Below are 19,873 nucleotides of genomic sequence, written 5' to 3'. Positions count from 1 at the left end.
GCTTGCGTTATGTTTCTTGCCAACAGGAGTACCATTTTACACGATGCTGTATGTGTATACAGTATTATTTTTACCTGTAGTGTAAAAATAACGTTCTCCTCACAGTCGCTAAATTTCTTAAACAAACTTTAAAAATCAAATAACTATCGACTACCTCTACGATCCACCATCATCTTTCCCCTGCATAATGACGCGCTTATTCTCCAGGTCAACTTTTACTCTTTTATTGATGGGGGGATTTATTAGCGGGCATGTTCATTTATAGAGAATCTATTTTTTAAAGTTATTTATTAAAGCCTTTTTCATTCTTCACTGGAGGGTTCTGACGACACTAAACGCTCACTTATGAGGAGATATCGTATGAAAAAAATCACATTTCCCCGGCTTTCCGGTTGGCTGGCTGCAGCCATTGCTCTGATTGCATTGATCGGCTGGACCTCTTCAGCACAAATCCCGGTCGTCATTTATAAACTAAGCCTGGTTTCGCTTTCCGCAGTACTGGGATACTGGCTCGATCGCAGTTTGTTCCCCTGGGCACGACCTGACTCTTTTTCCCCCTGGAAGGAGCCGCGTTGCTGCGCGGCGGCAATGATTCGTCGGGCTATCATCGTTGCTGCCGTCTGCCTTTCCGTCGCGTTAGGGCTATAGTGATGTGGCTGAAATATATCGTGTCTATGATTATTTTCGTTCTTTTCCCGCTTAACGCCTCTGAACCGCCGCGAGCCTCTCTGGCATGGCGAAACGAACTAATTCGTACCGCTCGAGAAGTCTGGGGACTGAACGCCCCAGTGGCTGACTTTGCCGGGCAATTACATCAGGAGTCTGCCTGGCTGCCAATGGCACGTTCCCCTGTTGGCGCGCAGGGTATGGCGCAATTTATGCCTGCTACAGCGACATGGATAAGCCAGTTGTATCCACAACTGCGTGAAAACAAACCGTATAACCCAACCTGGGCAATTCGCGCGCTGGTGCAATATGACCAGCATTTGTGGAAAAACATCTCTGCGAAAAATGATTGTCAGCGTATGGCATTTACCCTAAGCGCCTATAACGGCGGTCAGGGATGGGTTAACCGGGATAAAAAACTGGCTGCATCCAAAGGGTTAGATGCCACTATCTGGTTTGGTCATGTCGAGCAAGTCAACGCCGGGCGCAGCCCCTCGAACTGGCGAGAAAATCGTCGCTACCCAAAGATGATTCTCTATCAACACGCCGCCCGCTATTTACTCTGGGGACAGGCAAGCTGTCTTCACTAATCAGAGGGGCCGATGAAACTCAGTATCGATTTTTGGGAAGTGATCTCCCTTATGCTTTCCTTCGTTGGATTAATATTTGCTGCCGGAAAATTGCTGTTAGCACAAATTGAAAAACGACTTAATGAACGTTTTGAGTCTCTGGAAAATGCCCGCAGGGAATCAGAAACAAGTTGGTCGAAACTGGAAAGAGAATTTCTCGAATTTCGTGCCGAGCTTCCGCTGCATTATGTCCGCAGAGAAGATTATCTTCGTGGGCAAGCTGTATTAGAAGCAAAGCTGGATGCCTTATATAGCAAAATCGAGCTGTTACAACGTGGCAGCTATACTCTAAATAATTCGAGTTGCAGGAAGGCGGCAAGCGAATGAATCTCCAGGAGCTTACATAAGTAAGTGACTGGGGTGAGCTAACGCAGACGCAGCACATGCAACTTGAAGTATGACGAGTATATTAAATACATCCCCACCTTTAGGTAAGCGTGGGGATTTTTATAGTCATTCAATTTTTTCTCTAAATCACATTAAAAGATTCTTCACCTTCACTGCTTCAGAATACATTTCAACGATAACGAAGTGAGCGGTAATTAAGGTACACCTCATATGAAAACTTTATCTGTAATGAATTATGTCGTGGTTAAATTACGTATTCGGCATCCTGAAATGGACATATTTATTTCATCTACGGACGCCCAAAAATATATTCCACAGACACAGCAAATTGCGGTGATTATTAATTATAGCGGTTCTGTCTTTACCACGCCCGAAAGCAGTGATGCCATTGTGCAACAGCAAATACTCCGCTTAACCGCCACCGTTATTGTTGGCAAAAATTGTGACGCGTTAAACGCACTGGATCGCATACGCAGCACATTGGGTGGCCTTCAGCTTCCTGATTGCGATCGTCTTCTTTGGCTTGAAAAAGAAACTAATACGGGTGAGAGCGGCGGTTTCTGCCGCTACATCCTGGAAATGGCGACCAGCTCGCTGTTTATCGCTGAACAGGAAAGCACGGATCTTCCCCTGCTTACGGAAGTTAATTACGAGGAAACGGAATGAAATACATCTACAACGGCCCGGCAAGCGGCGTCACCCTTGCCGACGGACAAGAAATCTTATTGTGGCCGAACAGTGAAATTGATCTGCCAGAAGACAACGAGTGGGTCATGACCATGATTGCCCGCAATCACCTGACTCCTGTCATCACTCAGGAAGAACAAAACAACGCAGAGGAAATTGTACATGGCAGCTAATTACCTGCACGGTGTAGAAACCATTGAAATTGAAACCGGCCCGCGTCCGGTTAAAGCGGTAAAATCCGCCGTCATCGCTTTAATCGGTACGGCCCCCTGTGGTCCGGTAAACAAACCAACATTATGCCTTTCTGAAAGCGATGCCGCGCAGTTTGGCGCAGGCATGGCTAACTTTACGATCCCGCAAGCGCTGAAGGCAATTTATGACCACGGCGCCGGTACGGTGGTGGTGATTAACGTACTAGATCCGGCAAAACATGGCTCCAGCATCAGCAATGAGAGTATCACTTTTGATGCTAACAACCAGGCGAGACTCGCTCACCGCAATGTGCGTAACGTGGTACTAAAGCCCTCTTCATCAAATTCAACAACCTATAACACCGCAGCATTTAGCGTAGATGAACAAACAGGCATAATTACCCGAAAAGGAGCCGACATTCCTCCTGGGGCAAAAGTTTGCGCCTATTATTCCTGGTGCGATCCTACAAAGGTTACCGCAGCCGATATTATCGGTGCCGTTAATACCGCAGGCGATCGCACGGGGATGAAACTGCTACAGGACACTTATAACCTGTATGGTTTCTACGCCAAAATCCTGCTTGCTCCCGTTTTCTGTACGCAAAAATCGGTGACTACTGAGCTAATTGCACAAGCGGAAAAACTCGGTGCTATCGCCTACATTGACGCCCCAATCGGTACTACATTCCAGCAGGTGTTAGCTGGACGCGGTTCGCAAGGCGCAATCAACTTCAACACCAGCTCTGACCGTGCGCGTTTGTGCTATCCGCACGTCAAAGTTTATGACGGCGCAACCAACCAGGAAATTCTCGAACCGCTCTCTTCGCGCGCTGCCGGGCTGCGTGCCAAACTGGACGTGGAGAAAGGTTTCTGGTGGAGCAACTCAAACCAGGAAATTCAGGGTATTACCGGTATCGAACGTTCACTTTCCGCGATGATCGATGACCCGCAAAGTGAAGTGAATCAGCTCAACGAAAACGGCATTACCACTATTTTCAATAGTTACGGCTCTGGTCTGCGTTTATGGGGCAACCGCACTGCAGCATGGCCGACCGTGACCCATATGCGTAACTTTGAGAACGTTCGCCGCACGGGTGATGTGATTAACGAGTCGATCCGCTATTTCAGCCAACAGTATATTGATATGCCTATTAATCAGGCACTTATTGACGCGCTAACCGAATCGGTAAATACCTGGGGCCGAAAACTGATTGCCGACGGCGCACTGCTTGGCTTTGAGTGCTGGTACGATCCGGCGAGAAATTCACCGACTGAACTCAGCGCCGGGCATTTATTGCTGAGCTATAAATTCACCCCGCCGCCGCCGCTGGAACGTCTGACGTTTGAAACTGAAATTACTTCTGAATACTTAGTCTCTCTGGAGAGCAATAGCTAATGGCTGGAAAAATTCAAATTAATCGTATTACCAACGCCAATATTTATCTCGATGGTAATAACCTTTTAGGTCGTGCAACCGAAATTAAATTGCCGGATGTCAGTTTAATTATGCAAGAGCATAAGGCACTGGGCATGGTGGGTAAAATCGAACTCCCGGCTGGTTTCGATAAACTGGAGGGGGAAATTAAATGGAACTCCTTTTATCATGACGTCATGCGTAAAACGGCAAATCCGTGGCAGGCGGTAGCATTACAGTGCCGCTCCAGCATTGATTGCTATAACTCCCAGGGGAAAGCGAATCAATTAGCATTAGTGACACATTTAACCGTGATGTTTAAAAAGAATCCACTGGGCACATTTAAACAGAATGAAAACCCGGAATTCAGCAGCGCCTTTGGCTGCACTTATATTAAACAAGTAGTCGATGGCGAAACACTGCTGGAACTGGATTACCTGGCGAATATTTTCCGCGTTAACGGCGTGGATCAATTAAGTACCTATCGCAATAACATCGGTGGTTAAGTTATTCGGGGCTACCGCCCCGAACTTCGCAAAATAAATAAGGATACAAAATGACAGAACACTATATCTTACAGTTTCCGTTTACTTCAGCGGCGGGAGACGTAATTAACACTCTGCAATTACGTCGCCTGAAAGTAAAAGATATGCGCAACGCACGCCGAATCAGCGAAAAGCCAGAAGAATGGGATGAACCGCTGATGGCGGCGATGACCGGACTGGTGCCGGAAGATTTAGCTGAAATGGATTTGCTGGATTACCAGGCGTTGCAGAAACGATTTCAATCCATGCTTAGCGTGGCTACAGAATCCTCCCTTGCTATGGCAGGCAATGGCGCTACTGGCGAGATGGTTTCGCTTTCCGCCCAGTGAGATCGACGCGCTCACAATAGATGACTTTAGCAACTGGCTGGATGAAGCCAGCGCTCAAATAAAGATCGAATATGACTCGCAGACCTGATGTCTGCGAGTTCTTTAAAGCCCGCCAGGTTTATTTCTTCCCTGCCCATTTTTCAGAAAACTAACCAGCGGGCCATCACCAATCTATAAGAGAAACAATTTTGGCCAACGATATTATTACCCTGCTTCAGACGCGTAATGAGACGTTGACGCAGGCAATAGCCCGTTACGGCTCACTCAACGCCAGAACATTGTTAGCTCTCTCTTCTCAGCAAGCGACAGTAATCAAACTAACGCAGCAACTTGCCGATTCTGCTCTCCGCCTGGAGGAAAATAGCCGGAACCGCGCTGATCTGATGGAGAAAACCCAAACATTTGCCGGGCAATTTAACAAGGTATTCAATGTTGAAGCCCCTGACTGGAAGTTGCCGTATGAGTTTCAGGACAACATGGTCAATATAGCGACCAAAGGTGGGATGAATGATACAACCAGCGTGACGCTCAGCCTTAACCTGCGCGACTGGAGCATGGATTTTAACCAGCAGCAGACCACATTACAGAACGCAGCCCAAACGCTGATCGAAGGCAATTTGTCGTCGTTGCAGGATCTCAACCGTTATATGCCGGAGATCGCCAAAGCTGCCACCGCCACACGCGAAAGTGCTGAAACATGGGCGAATGCCGCGCTCACAACTCATGATCGCCTGAATATTGCGCCAGAAAATTTCCACGCCGCGCAAAACATGATGTACGACATTAGCAAAAGCGGTGGGCCTGCCGTTGCCGAGCAAACGCAGTGGATAGACAAATTTGCAGGTAAAACGGGTGCGCAAGGTTTAGAAGGTATGGCTGAACTGACCGCCACAATGCAGATCGCCATGAAAAACGGTGCCAGCGCCAGTGCGGCGGCGGAGAATTTCGACCACTTTCTGCAAACCACCTTTTCGAAAAAAACCGATAACTGGTTCGCCAGCCAGGGCGTCGATCTGCAAGGCTCTCTGCTTGAACATCAGCAAAACGGCATGGGTGTTAGCGAAGCCATGACTCATATCGTGCAAATGCAGCTTGAGAAGATGAATCCGGCGATCCTCGGCACCTTCAAACGCACCATGCAGATTGAGGATTTATCTGCTCGCGGCAATGCACTGCAATCGATGGTGACGCAATTTAATCTGGGTGAAATGTTCGGCGATGCACAAACTGTGGAATTCCTGGCTCCTATGTTGGCGAATATGGAAGAGTATCGCCAGTTAAAAACTTCCGCCATGCAAGCCAGCAGCAAGAATCTGATTGACTCCGACTTTTCTGCGCAGATGGCCTCGCCTATTGAACAGACTAAAGCGTTACAGCTGGCGTTAAATGATTTATGGCTCAGCATTGGCTTGCAATTAATGCCGCTGATTGGCGAGCTGGCGCAAAGCCTTACGCCAGTGATTCGCCAGTTCAGCGCCTGGATACGTGAACACCCGGCGCTGGTGCAAAACATTGCGAAAATCGTCGGGGCGATTTGGCTGTTTAACGGCGCACTGAATGTTTTAAAGCTGGGCGCGAACTTCATCGCCTCGCCGTTTATTCGTCTGGTCGATATCTTCCTGAAAGTCAGGGCAAGTCTGGCGCTCACAGGCGCAGCGAGTAAGGTACTATCGGCGGTTAAGTCATTGGGTGGCGGCGCAAAATGGCTATCGCTACTGCTTGGTCGTGGCCTAATCGGAGCATTGAAACTGGTTGGTTTAACCGTTCTCTCGCTAGGCCGGGTGTTATTGATGAATCCCATTGGTCTGGTCATCACTGCGATTGCGGGCGCCGCTTATCTGATTTATCGCAACTGGGAGCCTATCTCAAGGTTCTTTTCGACCATCTGGCAACGTATCACCACGGCCTTTGACGGTGGCATTGCAGGAATTTGCCGGTTGATTCTCGACTGGTCGCCGCTGGAGTTGTTCTATAGCGCCTTTTCCAGTGTGATGAATTGGTTTGGCGTTGAGATGCCAGCGAGTTTTAGCGAGTTCGGCAGCAATCTTCTGGGCAGTCTGGTTGACGGCATAATGAATGCCTTCCCCGCTCTGAAAGGCATTATTGATCAGGTCAAAAACGTCTTACCGGACTGGCTAAAAACCACGATGGGTATTAGCACAGAAGGATCGGCTACGGCTGTTACAAGCACGACGAATACCGCATCCGTCTCCCCCGCAACCGTTGTTCCAGGCGTTGCCGGTGCAATTTTAACACCTCTGGTGGGCAAACAACTCGCGCCCCCCAGCAAAACGACAACGCCGCCATCGGCACCAGCGGCAAAAAATACAGCCACCAACCCCGCATCGGCTTCTTTACCTGGTAAATCCGTAACCAAACCGGCGACGCTACCTTCCCGTTCCTCAGGAAAAGTTCAGGTGAATTTTTCGCCACAAATTACCGTGCAGGGTAACGGACAAAACACCACTAAAGACATTCAGAACGTGTTGACGATGAGTAAACGCGAACTGGAAAGAATGATTAACGACGTAATGGCGCAACAACAGCGCCGGGGGTATGCCTGATGTATGCCGTTTTAGGAGAGATTGAATTTAAGGTTGTCACATTCTGGGACGGCTTTAAAAGCACAATGGGCGTGGATTACGCCACTCATGCCCGTATAGAGGGCAAACCCGGCGTGCAGTTTATTGGCGATAAGCTGGATATGCTGGCGCTGGAATTTTCTCTGCACAGCCAGTTTTGCCAGCCCACAACAGAGCTGAATCGACTGCGTGAAGCCATGCTTGCGCACAAAGCGATGGCACTGGTATTTGGCAATGGCGATTATCGCGGCTGGTTTGTGATTACAGAGTTAACCGCCACCCACCAGCACACCGATCCCTGGGGCAATGTGATTGCCCAAAGCGGAACGATGTCGCTCCAGGAGTACACTGGCGCTCCTAAAAATCCACTCTTACCCCCGGCGATTACCGCCCAGGAGCCCAACATCGAGGAAAAGGCGAGCGATTTTCCAGACATGGTGGAGTCCTGGTTTGATCAGATATTAAACGCCATTGAAGAAGGTATGCGTAAGGCTAAAGAGATGCTGGATGAACTGACTCAAGCCATTGAAGATATTAAAAAAACAGTGGCAAAGGTCAAAGCACTAATTAAAGAGGCCAAAGCGTTAAAAGAAAAGTGTGAAAAGATAATTACGTCGTTGAAAAAAACAATCGACGCCATCGAAACCCTGTTTAAACAACCAATAGATCTGCAAACGCTGGCAGGACTCCCAAAAGCGTTGTCGGCGCAGATTAAAGCTTTACTGGGTAACATGCCAGGTATCCGGGACTGCGCCAATGACGCCAGTACGCTGGTTGACCATGCTCAGGCGCTTTTCGACGACATTACCAGCGACATCGCCGAAGCGACGTTTGATAAAGCCGCAGCGTTGGTTGATCAGGCACGAACAACGGTACAACAAACCACTCCAGCAGTGAGCCAGCTTGCTGCCGCGACCATTACGAGGAGCTGGTGATGCGATACCTTGAACATATCACCACCGACGGCGAACGCTGGGATAATCTGGCATGGCATTACTACGGCGATGCGCTGGCTTATGAACGTATTATCGCCGCCAATCCACATGTCGCCATTTACCCGGTACTGCCTTCCGGTATTCAGCTCATTATTCCGGTCATTTCCGTCAACAAAACCTTATCGGAGATCCCACCATGGCTGAGATAAGCGTATCTGGTGGCGTCTTTGCCACGCTTGCGCCCATTTTTACCCTCTGGTATGGGCATAAAGATATCACTTATGACATCACGCCCTATGTCACCAGCATCAGTTACCACGACAGCATCAAAAACGAGTCGGATACCATCGCGATTACCCTGGATGATACCGATGGACGCTGGATAAAAGAGTGGTATCCCGGCAAAGGCGATACGCTGGCGCTGCATATGGGTTATCAGGGGGAGAAGCTTCTCGATTGCGGTCAGTATATTATTGATAAAATTGATATTTCAGCGCCACCTTCCACGGTAAATATTGATGGCATCGCCACTTCCGTCAATCAGGCGCTGCGCACCCGTAACAGCCAGGGTTTTGAAGAAACGACGCTTTCGGCTATTGCCAGCCGTATCGCGCAAACTCACGGTCTGAAGCTGGTGGGCAAAATCGAACCGCTGACGATTGACCGGGTGACACAGTATGGCGAAACCGATGTCGGATTTCTCAAGCGTCTGGCCAGTGAATATGGCTATGCCGTAAAAGTGACGACAAAAGAGCTTATTTTTTCACATCTGCCGACGTTACGCTGCCTGGCGCCAGTGAAAAGCATCGACCGCAAAGAGGTTTCCCACTTCACCTTCAAAGACACCATTAATCGCATCTACAAGAACGCCACCGTACAACATCAAAACAGTAAGAAAAAAGAGTTGGTTATCTACACACATGACAGCCAGCAAAAACCGTCCGCCCGTGGAGCAGGCACCAGTGCCGACACGTTAAAACTCAATAGCCGGGCGCCGGACGTTGGCGCGGCACAGGCAAAGGCCAACGCTGCACTCAACAGCCACAACGAATATCAGCAAACCGGAACGCTAAAGATGATGGGCTGCCCGGAACTGACGGCAGGCAATAAAATCGAGCTAACCGATTTTGGTGTGCTTTCCGGTCAGTGGCTGATTGATAAATCTACTCACAGTTTTGTGCGCAGCGGCTATACCACTGAAATCGACGTTTCGCGCGGGCCAGCGACCAGCCAGTAAGGAGGCAATATGAAAGGAGTAACCCGGCAAACGGGGATTATCAGCGATATTGACGAAACCAGCGTTCGGGTGCGGGTCACGCTGCCAGAGTGTGACAATCTGAAGAGCAACTGGCTTGCGGTACTTCAACGCAATTCCCAGGACAATAAAGACTACTGGCTACCGGATATGGGCGAGCAAGTGGAAGTTCTGCTGGACGATAACGGTGAAGATGGCGTGGTGCTGGGCGCAGTTTATTCTACGGTTGACACCGCGCCAGTGGCCTCGCGCGACAAACGTTACGTCCAGTTTTCTGATGGCGCAGCGTTTGAATATGACCGCAGCACCCACCAACTTACGATTAACGGCGGTATCGAGAAAATCGTGATTGAGGTTATCGACAGTACCCGCCTGACATCGCCCAACATTGAGATTAAAGCCCAACAGGTCAGCGTGACTTCCGATACCGTCGATGTTAAAGCGACCGATGTCAACATCGACGCCACTGAGGTCAATGTTAAAGCGGCAGCAGTGACGGTAGATGCGCCCATAAGTACCTTTACTGGTAACGTCACGGTAATGAAAAAACTCACCTGGCTTGGCGGGATGGCAGGAAGTGGAGGCATCGGTAACGCCGCCACGATAACCGGCAATGTCAACGTGATCGGCAACGTTCAGGCCAGCGGCACATTGCAGGACAGCGGAGGCAACTCAAACCACCATTCACACTAACTTTTAACCCGCCTGATGGCGGGTTTTCTCTTTTTAATCAATCAGTTTTCTAAATCGCTTTAATATCGCCACTGCCCGTTCAGGGCGAAAATACCCTCATGAACACAAAAACAAGACCCTCAACGCTGCACTGGCAACCAGCCTTGCAGCGGCCTGAAGAATACGTCTGCGGGCAGGATGATATTCACCAGGCAATACACATCATTCTGCGTACACCGCGCGGCAGTGATCCCCACAGACCGCTGTTTGGCAGCAACTTGTGGCACTACATCGATTACCCCATCGAGCGGGCAATCCCGCATGTGGTACGGGAGTCGGTGGAAGCCATCCGCCAGTGGGAACCGCGATGCCGGTTGCTGAAGGTGACACCAGTAATCGACGGTGAACATCTGACGTTACGTGTGCAATGGCGCGCCGCTGACGGTGTTATCAACTCAACGGAGGTGTTATGGCGATAGCCGAACCCAATTTTATTGACCGCGATCCTGCGCAAATTACCAGTGAGATGATTGCGCAATACGAAGATGCCAGCGGTAAAAAACTCTACCCGGCACAGGCCGAGCGGTTGCTTATCGACCTGTTTGCCTATCGTGAAAACCTTGTACGCATCGCCATTCAGGAAGCGGCGAAACAAAACCTGGTCGCGTATTCCCGCGCGCCAATGCTGGATTATTTAGGTGAACTGGTGGGCGTTCACCGTTTACCTGCACAACCGGCAAAAACGACGTTGCAGTTTTCGGTCGTCAGTACATATGCCAGCAATATCCTGATTCCCCAGGGGACGCGGGCCAGTGCCTCTGATAGCGTGATGTTCGCCACCGATGAAGATGTTCTGCTTCCGGCGGGAAGTTTGCATATCGCCGTTCCTGCCACCAGCCTCGCAACAGGTGAACAGGGTAACGGCTGGCAGCCTGCACAAATTAGCGCACTTGTCGACAGGATTGGTCATTATGACATCAACGTAACCAACCTGACTGCGTCAACGGGCGGCTGCGGTGAGGAGAGCGATGAGGCATTGCGCCAGCGTATCCAACTGGCACCAGAAAGCTTCAGCAATGCAGGCAGCTATGGCGCATACCGCTTTCATACGCTTTCTGTTAGCCAGTCGATTATTGACGTTGCAGTACTGGGACCAGATGAGGGGTTGCCAGAAGGCTGCGTGGAGATCTACCCGCTAACGCTGAATGGCCTGCCGGGCGTGGAACTGCTCGTGCAAATCGAACAGGAAGTTAGCAAGGAGAAAAAACGTCCGCTGACCGACAAAGTGAGTGCGAAATGCGCTCTTCGAGTACCGTATGAGATCCGTGCGCAGCTAACGCTGTTTACCACCGCCGATCAGGAGACAACGCTGGCTGCGGCGCGTAAAGCGATTAGCCTCTGGACGCAACAGCGGCAGAAACATCTGGGACAGGACATTGTGCCAAACCAGATAATCAAAGTGTTACAGGTCAATGGCGTCTATGACGTTGTGCTGAACTTGCCTACAAAACGCATTTTGCAGGCACATGAGTGGGCGGAATGCACCGCAATAGACGTCACGATTGCCGGAGTCAGCGATGGATAAATTGCTGCCGCCACCGCCGCTTGCCAGCGATGAGCGTTTTTCGATTCTGGCAAATATCGCCGCCGAGCGTTTTGCCCAACTCGATCTGACGGCGTTGATGGTTTATCTGGTCGACCTGGTTGATGCTTCGGCTTTGCCTACGCTTGCAGAACAATTTCACGTTCAGGGGCTGGAAGGTTGGTTATTTACCACCGATGAGCGGGAGAAGCGCGAGTTAATTAAGCAAGCCATTGAGCTGCATAAATATAAAGGAACAATTTGGGCGGTACGGCAGGTACTGGAAATACTCTCGCTACCCGGAACTATTTCCGAATGGTTTGAATATGGCGGGAAGGCTTATTTTTTTAAGGTTGATATAGAGCTGGTGGATAAAGGCATGGATGAAAACCTTTTCAATAATCTGGTAGAACTCATTCATGAATATAAAAACACACGTTCAAAACTGGAAGCATTAATTGTCTGGATCATTAACCAAAGTGCTATTCCTGTTATTGGTTGTGCACTTTATGGTGGTGAACTGACGACGGTTTTACCTTTCCAGATAAGGGAAGTACAGCAAAACACATCAATTTATTACGGAACAGGGCAATGGAGCCTTGAAATTACATCTATTTACCCGGAGTGATTATGGATAATGAGTTTTATACTCTGCTCACCAGCAGGGGGATGGTAAAAATTGCCAATGCCCTTGCAAATAAAAAACAGCTTCATCTACAAAAGATGGCCATTGGAGACGGCGGTGGGCAATATTATGAACCCACCGTCAGCCAAACTAAATTACGTCACGAAGTATGGCGTGGCGATTTAAATACATTAACCGTTGCGCCCAATAATCCTAACTGGTTAATTGCGGAACTTGTACTGCCCGAAAATATCGGTGGCTGGTATGTACGTGAAGTCGGTGTTTTTGATACTGACGGTGAACTCATTGCTATCGGTAAATTCCCTGAGTCGTATAAACCGCTATTACCCGGCGGCAGCGGTAAGCAAGTTTGCATTCGTCTTATTATGGAAGTTTCCAATACGGCAGCGGTAACACTCACCGTTGACCCCAGTATTGTGCTGGCAACGCGCGATTACGTCGATTCGCAACTGGATGAACATGAACGTTCAACTAATCATCCTGATGCTACGTTATCGCAAAAAGGCTTTACGCAGTTGAGTAACTCCACTGACAGCGATGACGAAACCAAAGCGGCTACGCCCAAAGCGGTGAAAGCAGCGATGATTGAAGCTCGAAATCATCGTCATACCTGGAGTCAGATTACTGATATTCCGGATGGCACGCTGGCGCAAAAAGGGATCGTGAAGCTTAATAACGCGACCAATAGTACCAGCACGACAGAGGCGGCGACACCGAGCGCGGTCAAGGCGGCGTATGACCTGGCGAATGGTAAGGCTGCGGGAAACCATACTCACCCATGGGGGCAGATTACGGGTGTTCCAGACGGCACCCTGTCGCAAAAAGGGATTGTGACGCTTAATAACGCGACGGATAGCACCAGTACGACTGAGGCGGCGACGCCTAGTGCGGTGAAGGCGGCGTATGACTTGGCGAATGGTAAGGCTGCGGGTAGTCATACGCACCCCTGGGGGCAGATTACCAATATTCCCGACGCAACTCTTGGTAAGAAAGGAATTGTTCAGCTAAGCAGTACCGTCCCTAATACCAGTACAACAGAAGCAGCAACGCCATACTCAGTTAAGGTTGCCTATGACCTTGCGAACACTAAAGCTCCGGCAAGCCATACTCATCCATGGAATCAAATTACTGGTATCCCGGACGGTACGCTGACGCAAAAAGGGATTGTGAAGCTTAATAACACAACAAACAGCACCAGTACAACAGAGGCGGCGACACCCAGTGCGGTGAAGGCTGCGATGGACAAAGCAAATACAGCTTTGAATAACACCACTGCATCTATATCAGATGTCAGACTGGGTGCTAAATTTGATCAGGTTATGGCAAAAGGGGGGCGCTATGAATTTCCTGGTAATGTTCTGACTGGGTTGAGAATTATCGGAGAAGTGGATGGAGATGATCTCGCTATATTTCGCCCACTTCAGATAAAGGTTAGAGGTTCTTGGTATACGGTAGGACAACTTTAATGGAATATAAAAATTTCACACTCTATAAACCGGCAGAAAGTATTGGTGGTATTTTTTATCTAAAATCTGATGACGATGTTGATTGGTACGAGGCACAAAAAAAATTTTCTGCCGAAACGTTAAAAATTGCTTATGACAGCACAGGTAGAATTTGCATTGCGGATACTGATGCATCAGCGATTTGGCCAATAAATTCATCTATCAGTGAGATCTCATCTGAGAATGTTCCTGATGATTTTTCAACAAATGGGAAATGGTTCTGGAATGGCGAAACGATAATCAATGCTGTAACAATCGTAACTGCTAAAAAAAATAAAATGGAGGATATCAAAAATCGACGAGATGAAATAACGGCAGACTACATCATCATCAACGACCATCACTTCCACAGTGATACCAGCAGCCGAATCCAACAGATCTCGCTCACTAAAATGGGTAAGGAGAAACAAATTCCGCCAGGTTTAATGTGGAAAACTAAAAATAACGGTCTGATTGAGTTAACCAACGAAATCGCCGCGCAGTTTGAATCCGTCACCATGGATCACGATATGCGCTTATTCGCCAACGCCCAACGTCATATCGCGGCGGTGGAAGCTCTGGACGATATTCAGGCGGTGCTCGATTACGATTACTCCACAGGCTGGCAACCATGAGTAAAACCACTGTCTGGCTCGCTTGTTATAAGGGCCGAACAGAGCACCGCGGTATTGCCCGACTGGCTGACTGGCTTACCCGTAAGATCACACGCGGTAGTTATTCCCACTGTGAATTAGCCGTTAAGCATGGTGAAAAGAGTTACCTTTGTTACTCCGCATCCCTACGCGATCGCGGCGTACGCGGAAAGATAATGCCATTACCGCCAGATAAGTGGGATATGCTGCCACTTAACTCCAGCCTTCAGGACGTTGAAGCTTTTTTCCATAAACATGATGGCAAAAAATATGACTGGCGCGGCGCGCTTGGAATTATCACCGGCAATAAAGAACAGCGCGATCGCCTGTTTTGCAGTGAATTTTGTGCTGAATTCCTGCAATTAAAAGATAGTTGGCGATACTCACCAAATCACCTGTATGCCTTAGTAAGTAACTGGCAATCCCATCCGTAAATAACACCGGGCACAGTGCCCGGTTCCTTATATACTCTAAATAGCTTATATAGACACATCCCCGATGCAAGCACGGTCAGACAGAGAAAATGGCCTCAGTGCCTTACCCCAAAAGGGCTGACCGAAAGTGGAACACTATTCCGCGAGGCTATTTAGAATCAGGCTATAAGGCATTCATAAAAAATATCATTCCACACAAAACATTTGCATAGAGAATAAAAAGCGATTTTTAAACATAAATATATTGCGTTATAAATCACTTCAAATATAGTTTGTCCTTTTGGCGCCCTCATAGACGATGCGAGGAAACAGCATGTTTACTGCCTCACTCCTCTGGAAAAGTAAGGTTATCACTAATAAAAATGAGTCAGATAACACGTTACTGTCTGCACGCCACAAAGATAGAGGCTTAAGTAGGGCAACATTCATACATACACTATGCACATACGCTGATTCCTCATTTGCTTATAAAAACTCAATAAAGCAAGGTAACAATAAAAAGGATAATTCATCATGGTTGATAAAATAATTTTCACTGTTACGCCAATTTTTTCCATTCCTCCACGTTGCGCTGCTGCTGTAGAAACCTGGATTTATCAGGTTGCTATGATGACAAGAATACCGAATAGAATTGTTTGTATAAAAGAAGAAGGTTATTCTGATACCACCACTGTCAGTGAACGATGCTCAATTCATCGCATCGGATTCAGTCGAATTTATAAACGCATATTTCAGAAATTGACGCGTATAGATCCCCTACCTTACTCTCAACGAATTTTGAATGTCGCTAACGATTTCAATATTACGGATAACAGTGTAATCATTGTACATAATAGCATGAAGTTATATCGTCAGATTCATGAGCGTTCACCTCAGGCAAAAATAGTAATGCATATGCATAACGCTTATGAGCCAAAAGGAATGGATGCCGATGTCAAAATGATCGTCCCCAGCAACTATTTAAAAAACTATTATCAGGGGTTCCTTCCTGATGCAGACATCGCTATAGTTCCAAATGGCACAGATCCATATAATACAGATAAGCACCATGCCAAAATCAACAGATCTGATCTGAACATATCCCCTGACAAGAAGATTATATTTTATGCGGGAAGAATATCTCCTGAAAAAGGGTTGATGTTACTTCTGCAAGCGTTTGAACTACTCATCAGAACCCATGATGATATAGAACTGGTTGTTATCGGAGATTATGCGAGCAAAAGTAAGGGTGAAAAAGGAATTTACCAACAGAAAATTCGAGAATTAGCAAAACAACTAGGTTCACACTGCCATATGTTAGGAGGTGTCGCTCCTGAGGAAATGTATCGCTATTATTCTCTGGCTGATTTAGTTGTTATTCCATCTCAATTTCAGGAGCCATTTTGTATGGTGGCAATAGAAGCGATGAGTGCAGGTAAACCTGTACTGGTGAGTACTCGAGGTGGAATGATAGAATTTGTAAAAGATAAAGATACCGGCTATCACCTGCAAGAGCCGATGACACCCGAAACAATTGCTGTAGATATAGAAAAAACACTTAACAATTCTGATTTACTTAGTGTTGCCCATCACGGAAAACAATTTGTCATGGAAAATTATTTATGGTGGCAAGTCACTCACAAGTTTGAAACTGTAATTAGCAATTGGTTTGATTGATCTAATTAAAACTTTAGCGACGAATTTTTTGAAAAATACTATTGACACAGTAAGAAAACAATACCGGGCTTTATGCCCGGCGCATTACTGTTTGATACAGCAAACTATCCAATTCCCGAACATCTCCATCTCGATTGTCCGGTAACACAGGTGGAATTTCTCCACGCGCCAGTTCTGCACGAATAAACTCATGCAGCAAAGGACGACGAGGGCCATATTCCGCTTCTCCCGCGCGCTGTTTGCGTTCCAGCAGTTCGTCTATTTCCGCGCGTAACGGCGCATCAAGTTCGCTTCCCGTCAGTAGATCAGCAAAACGCATTGGCGGTACGCCTTTTCCCGCTTCAACCCAACGCACGGCCAGCAGCGGACGCAGCACGTAAAAGTATTTTTTCAGCCGAACTTCGTCGCCTTGTAAATAACCGCGAAAGTTTTTCCGCGCCATCGAATAGTAATGCCAGCGCGCGCGCAGCGGAGAAAACCACTTCGGCACCATTGCCTTAAGCGCCGTTATCGTTTCTTCGTCTTGTTGATAGACCACCGGTGAATCCAGCCATTCTATCAGCGTCGGGTTCGCGCCTTTCAGCAATCCCAGCGCTTTGCGCCATTCCCAACCGGAGACATCTAACTCGTCATCGATGGGCAGTTCGATAACATCGCGCGGTGACTCCACCCGCAGATACCATTCCAGCGGATGAACATACAAAAAACGCACATCATAGTCACTGTCGGGCGAGGCAAATCCCCAGCCGCGACTTCCTGATTCACAGGCGTAAAGCACTTTCACGCCATAGCGCCTTTCTATTTCTTTTAACTGCTGCGATACCCGTTCGCGCATCGCAGCACTGACTCCATTTAATGGCATTTTTTTCATCCTTTGATGTTAACTAACCCGTGCAGAACCTGGTCCAGCCCACTGAAAACAGGGATGTTGTCAATACGAGAGCATTATTGCGAGAAACGTGCCAGAAATGAAATATTAGCTTTAACGCATTGAGTAATAAAAATTTAATTAGATTCAATAAGTTATCGATGAATGATTTTCGTTTAATTTTTTATCTTTATTTATCACTAATTATTTAAAAAGATAAATATTAAAGAGAAAGAAAAATGAATCTTATCGGTTCTGCTCGCAAATAAATTCCCGTACACTGAGCTATCCGATTAACTGAGGGCACCATCATGGCACTCCCCCGTATTACCCAAAAAGAGATGACTGAACGCGAGCAGCGCGAGCTAAAAACGCTGCTGGATCGGGCACGTATTGCGCATGGCCGCGTGCTGACCAACGCCGAAACTAACAGCATTAAGAAAGAGTACATCGATAAGCTGATGGTTGAGCGTGAGGCTGAAGCGAAAAAAGCCCGCCAGTTGAAGAAAAAGCAGGCTTATAAACCGGATCCTGAAGCGTCATTCAGTTGGTCGGCAAATACGTCAACGCGCGGCAAACGCTGATTAACGACCTTTTTTCTTCCGCCCCGGCGAAGTGAAACGCTTGCCGTTTGATGCCGGGCGGCCACCTTTTTCCGCCGTTTTTTCTACCTTCACCACCGGGCGTTTGATACCTGCCGTTTTCGGTTTGGCCTTCGCTTTAGGCTTCGCCTCGGAAGAGGAATTTTCAATGAGCTTAAAGAGATCGATAAGCTCATCATCGGTTAAATCACGCCACTCACCCAGCGGAATGCCACTTAAGCTGACGTTCATAATGCGCGTACGTTCCAGCTTTTTCACTTCGTAACCAAAGTGTTCACACATCCGGCGGATTTGACGGTTCAGCCCCTGCACCAGCGTAATGCGAAAGACAAACGGCGCTTCTTTTTTAACTTTGCACTTTTTGGTCATCGTCCCAAGAATCGGCACACCTGCCGCCATGCCACGAATAAATTCATCGGTAATCGGTTTATCCACCGTTACCAGATACTCTTTCTCATGGTCGTTACCCGCGCGGAGGATCTTATTGACCAGATCGCCATGATTGGTGAGAAAAATCAGCCCCTGAGAATCTTTATCCAGGCGACCAATCGGGAATACGCGTTTACTGTGGTTAACGAAATCGACAATGTTGTCGCGCTCACCATCTTCGGTGGTACTGACAATCCCCACCGGCTTATTCAGGGCGATAAGCACTAAATCTTCGGCTTCCCGAGGCTCAATCACCTGACCGTTTACTTTCACAACGTCGCCGGGTTTCACCTGATCGCCAATGGTGGCACGCTTGCCATTAAGGAACACATTGCCTTGCTCAATGTAGCGATCCGCTTCGCGGCGTGAGCAAATTCCGCTTTCGCTGATGTATTTATTTAAACGGACTGATGAGTCGGGCAGCATAAATTCTCCTGTAAAACGAGGAATATACCGTACCTCCTCTTCCTGAAAAACAGGATTTATGTGGGATACGATAAGTTACGTGCCAGCATTAATAGCCGTTTAATAAAAAATCGATAGCATCACGCAGTACGATTCGCTGTTGACTAAGATCAGCTATACGTTCTCCCAACTCTTTTAGCGGTATCCCTGTCATCATATGTGTCATCACCATGTGGTCCTGGCCCGCTATTGAAACCACCGGACAAACTTTTACCGGCGGTTTACCGCCCGGTAGCTGATCAAGTCTGACCGCCGGAGCAACAATGGCATGCTTTAATACATTGGCGACAGGATGTTGGAGATTGATAAGATAAGGATATACGTGACGCCCACTCCCCAGGTTCTCATAAGCACAATATTGCTCCATTAGAATGACCTTTGGTAATCGCTAAATGAACCGTTCTCATCCACCCACTGATTGACCGCATCAACGGATTCTTTATTTTCCCGCAACCAGATTTCTCTCTGATTCTGACGGATTTTTTCCAGTAACGCTTCAGTTAATACCGCCGAGAGATTGAGTTTGAGTTTACGTGCCTCTTCCAGAATCTCTGGTGCCAGCGAGACATTGACAGATTTTTTCACCTTCGACATCGTGCGCATAATTCCCTCCATCATGATGCGCATACTCTGTCTAAAAGTAGCGTAATTAGCGAGCATTTTTCCTCCAGTTCTCTTAGATATTTGTCGATAAATACCTCTGTTGCGAATACCTGTCACGCCTAATCATTCAAACTTGCGAGGCGCTTTCCAGAAGCAATGCGCAACATCGTGAGCCACGTCAGTAAGCGGTTAAAATCA

General features: G+C 47.9%; 25 protein-coding genes. 21 read left to right on the top strand and 4 right to left on the bottom strand.

Features of this window, described 5'->3' with window-relative positions; all coding sequences use genetic code 11:
* Positions 1 to 360 precede the first annotated feature (360 nt).
* From A9180_RS01425 to A9180_RS01330, 20 genes are all read left to right on the top strand, one after another.
* Complete coding sequence (locus A9180_RS01425) at positions 361 to 648, top strand: putative holin (protein WP_074399402.1); 288 nt, start codon at positions 361 to 363, stop codon at positions 646 to 648.
* Positions 649 to 650: 2 nt separating this feature from the next.
* A complete protein-coding gene (locus A9180_RS01420; RefSeq protein WP_064525510.1) occupies positions 651 to 1,256 on the top strand; it encodes a lytic transglycosylase domain-containing protein in 606 nt (201 codons plus the stop codon).
* A gap of 12 nt (positions 1,257 to 1,268) precedes the next feature.
* On the top strand, positions 1,269 to 1,622 hold the full coding sequence (locus tag A9180_RS01415) for a hypothetical protein (RefSeq protein WP_064525508.1): 354 nt from the start codon (positions 1,269 to 1,271) through the stop codon (positions 1,620 to 1,622).
* Between the two features lie 231 nt (positions 1,623 to 1,853).
* Positions 1,854 to 2,309 carry a Gp37 family protein gene (locus A9180_RS01410; RefSeq protein ID WP_064525505.1) on the top strand — a complete coding sequence of 152 codons (456 nt, stop codon included), beginning with the start codon at positions 1,854 to 1,856 and terminating at the stop codon, positions 2,307 to 2,309.
* Positions 2,306 to 2,503 (top strand): hypothetical protein, encoded by a 198-nt coding sequence (locus A9180_RS01405; protein ID WP_064525502.1) that lies wholly within the window; start codon positions 2,306 to 2,308, stop codon positions 2,501 to 2,503. The genes A9180_RS01410 and A9180_RS01405 overlap by 4 nt, the downstream gene beginning before the upstream one ends.
* Positions 2,493 to 3,917, top strand: coding sequence for a phage tail sheath subtilisin-like domain-containing protein (locus A9180_RS01400; RefSeq protein ID WP_064525499.1), 1,425 nt, complete (start codon positions 2,493 to 2,495; stop codon positions 3,915 to 3,917). The genes A9180_RS01405 and A9180_RS01400 overlap by 11 nt, the downstream gene beginning before the upstream one ends.
* Positions 3,917 to 4,441 (top strand): phage major tail tube protein, encoded by a 525-nt coding sequence (locus tag A9180_RS01395; protein ID WP_064525496.1) that lies wholly within the window; start codon positions 3,917 to 3,919, stop codon positions 4,439 to 4,441. Before A9180_RS01400 ends, A9180_RS01395 begins: the two co-directional genes overlap by 1 nt.
* A 50-nt stretch (positions 4,442 to 4,491) precedes the next feature.
* The gene (locus A9180_RS01390) at positions 4,492 to 4,809 is read left to right on the top strand and encodes a phage tail assembly protein (protein ID WP_064525493.1); all 318 of its coding nucleotides are present in this window, start codon (positions 4,492 to 4,494) and stop codon (positions 4,807 to 4,809) included.
* A 188-nt stretch (positions 4,810 to 4,997) separates the two neighbouring features.
* Complete coding sequence (locus tag A9180_RS01385; RefSeq protein ID WP_064525490.1) at positions 4,998 to 7,373, top strand: phage tail tape measure protein; 2,376 nt, start codon at positions 4,998 to 5,000, stop codon at positions 7,371 to 7,373.
* On the top strand, positions 7,373 to 8,326 hold the full coding sequence (locus A9180_RS01380; RefSeq protein ID WP_064525487.1) for a phage tail protein: 954 nt from the start codon (positions 7,373 to 7,375) through the stop codon (positions 8,324 to 8,326). The genes A9180_RS01385 and A9180_RS01380 overlap by 1 nt, the downstream gene beginning before the upstream one ends.
* Entirely contained in the window at positions 8,326 to 8,535 is a 210-nt protein-coding gene (locus A9180_RS01375; protein ID WP_001269711.1) for a tail protein X, read from the top strand. Before A9180_RS01380 ends, A9180_RS01375 begins: the two co-directional genes overlap by 1 nt.
* Positions 8,523 to 9,563: a phage late control D family protein gene (locus tag A9180_RS01370; protein ID WP_064525484.1), complete on the top strand. Its 1,041-nt coding sequence runs from the start codon at positions 8,523 to 8,525 to the stop codon at positions 9,561 to 9,563. The genes A9180_RS01375 and A9180_RS01370 overlap by 13 nt, the downstream gene beginning before the upstream one ends.
* A 9-nt stretch (positions 9,564 to 9,572) precedes the next feature.
* Entirely contained in the window at positions 9,573 to 10,274 is a 702-nt protein-coding gene (locus tag A9180_RS01365) for a phage baseplate assembly protein V (protein ID WP_064525481.1), read from the top strand.
* Between the two features lie 98 nt (positions 10,275 to 10,372).
* Entirely contained in the window at positions 10,373 to 10,732 is a 360-nt protein-coding gene (locus A9180_RS01360) for a GPW/gp25 family protein (protein WP_064525478.1), read from the top strand.
* Positions 10,723 to 11,838, top strand: a complete 1,116-nt coding sequence (locus tag A9180_RS01355) for a baseplate J/gp47 family protein (protein ID WP_064525476.1) — start codon at positions 10,723 to 10,725, stop codon at positions 11,836 to 11,838. The genes A9180_RS01360 and A9180_RS01355 overlap by 10 nt, the downstream gene beginning before the upstream one ends.
* A complete protein-coding gene (locus tag A9180_RS01350) occupies positions 11,831 to 12,463 on the top strand; it encodes a phage tail protein I (RefSeq protein ID WP_064525473.1) in 633 nt (210 codons plus the stop codon). Before A9180_RS01355 ends, A9180_RS01350 begins: the two co-directional genes overlap by 8 nt.
* 2 nt (positions 12,464 to 12,465) lie before the next feature.
* Positions 12,466 to 13,947: a tail fiber protein gene (locus tag A9180_RS01345; protein WP_064525470.1), complete on the top strand. Its 1,482-nt coding sequence runs from the start codon at positions 12,466 to 12,468 to the stop codon at positions 13,945 to 13,947.
* Positions 13,947 to 14,600, top strand: coding sequence for a DUF4376 domain-containing protein (locus A9180_RS01340; RefSeq protein WP_064525468.1), 654 nt, complete (start codon positions 13,947 to 13,949; stop codon positions 14,598 to 14,600). The genes A9180_RS01345 and A9180_RS01340 overlap by 1 nt, the downstream gene beginning before the upstream one ends.
* Positions 14,597 to 15,052 (top strand): hypothetical protein, encoded by a 456-nt coding sequence (locus A9180_RS01335; protein ID WP_064525465.1) that lies wholly within the window; start codon positions 14,597 to 14,599, stop codon positions 15,050 to 15,052. Before A9180_RS01340 ends, A9180_RS01335 begins: the two co-directional genes overlap by 4 nt.
* Before the next feature lie 513 nt (positions 15,053 to 15,565).
* Positions 15,566 to 16,708, top strand: a complete 1,143-nt coding sequence (locus A9180_RS01330) for a lipopolysaccharide N-acetylglucosaminyltransferase (RefSeq protein WP_064525461.1) — start codon at positions 15,566 to 15,568, stop codon at positions 16,706 to 16,708.
* Between the two features lie 70 nt (positions 16,709 to 16,778).
* Here the strand turns inward: A9180_RS01330 and A9180_RS01325 are convergent, their stop codons facing one another.
* The gene (locus tag A9180_RS01325) at positions 16,779 to 17,570 is read right to left on the bottom strand and encodes a nucleotidyltransferase domain-containing protein (protein WP_064525458.1); all 792 of its coding nucleotides are present in this window, start codon (positions 17,568 to 17,570) and stop codon (positions 16,779 to 16,781) included.
* A 317-nt stretch (positions 17,571 to 17,887) separates the two neighbouring features.
* On the opposite strand from A9180_RS01325, the gene A9180_RS01320 reads away from it, so the two are divergent.
* Complete coding sequence (locus A9180_RS01320; protein WP_001207629.1) at positions 17,888 to 18,160, top strand: DUF3811 domain-containing protein; 273 nt, start codon at positions 17,888 to 17,890, stop codon at positions 18,158 to 18,160.
* Here A9180_RS01320 and rluF read toward each other — a convergent pair whose 3' ends face one another.
* From rluF to A9180_RS01305, 3 genes are all read right to left on the bottom strand, one after another.
* Positions 18,161 to 19,033 (bottom strand): 23S rRNA pseudouridine(2604) synthase RluF, encoded by an 873-nt coding sequence (gene rluF, locus A9180_RS01315; RefSeq protein WP_064525455.1) that lies wholly within the window; start codon positions 19,031 to 19,033, stop codon positions 18,161 to 18,163.
* Between the two features lie 88 nt (positions 19,034 to 19,121).
* Positions 19,122 to 19,439, bottom strand: a complete 318-nt coding sequence (locus A9180_RS01310; protein WP_064525452.1) for a CcdB family protein — start codon at positions 19,437 to 19,439, stop codon at positions 19,122 to 19,124.
* Positions 19,439 to 19,732, bottom strand: coding sequence for a type II toxin-antitoxin system CcdA family antitoxin (locus A9180_RS01305; protein ID WP_064525449.1), 294 nt, complete (start codon positions 19,730 to 19,732; stop codon positions 19,439 to 19,441). Before A9180_RS01305 ends, A9180_RS01310 begins: the two co-directional genes overlap by 1 nt.
* Positions 19,733 to 19,873: the final 141 nt, after the last annotated feature.

Origin of the sequence: Escherichia sp. B1147 (assembly GCF_001660175.1) — a bacterium.
GTDB classification, from domain to species: domain Bacteria; phylum Pseudomonadota; class Gammaproteobacteria; order Enterobacterales; family Enterobacteriaceae; genus Escherichia; species Escherichia whittamii.
This window is presented reverse-complemented; position numbering and strand designations above follow the sequence as displayed.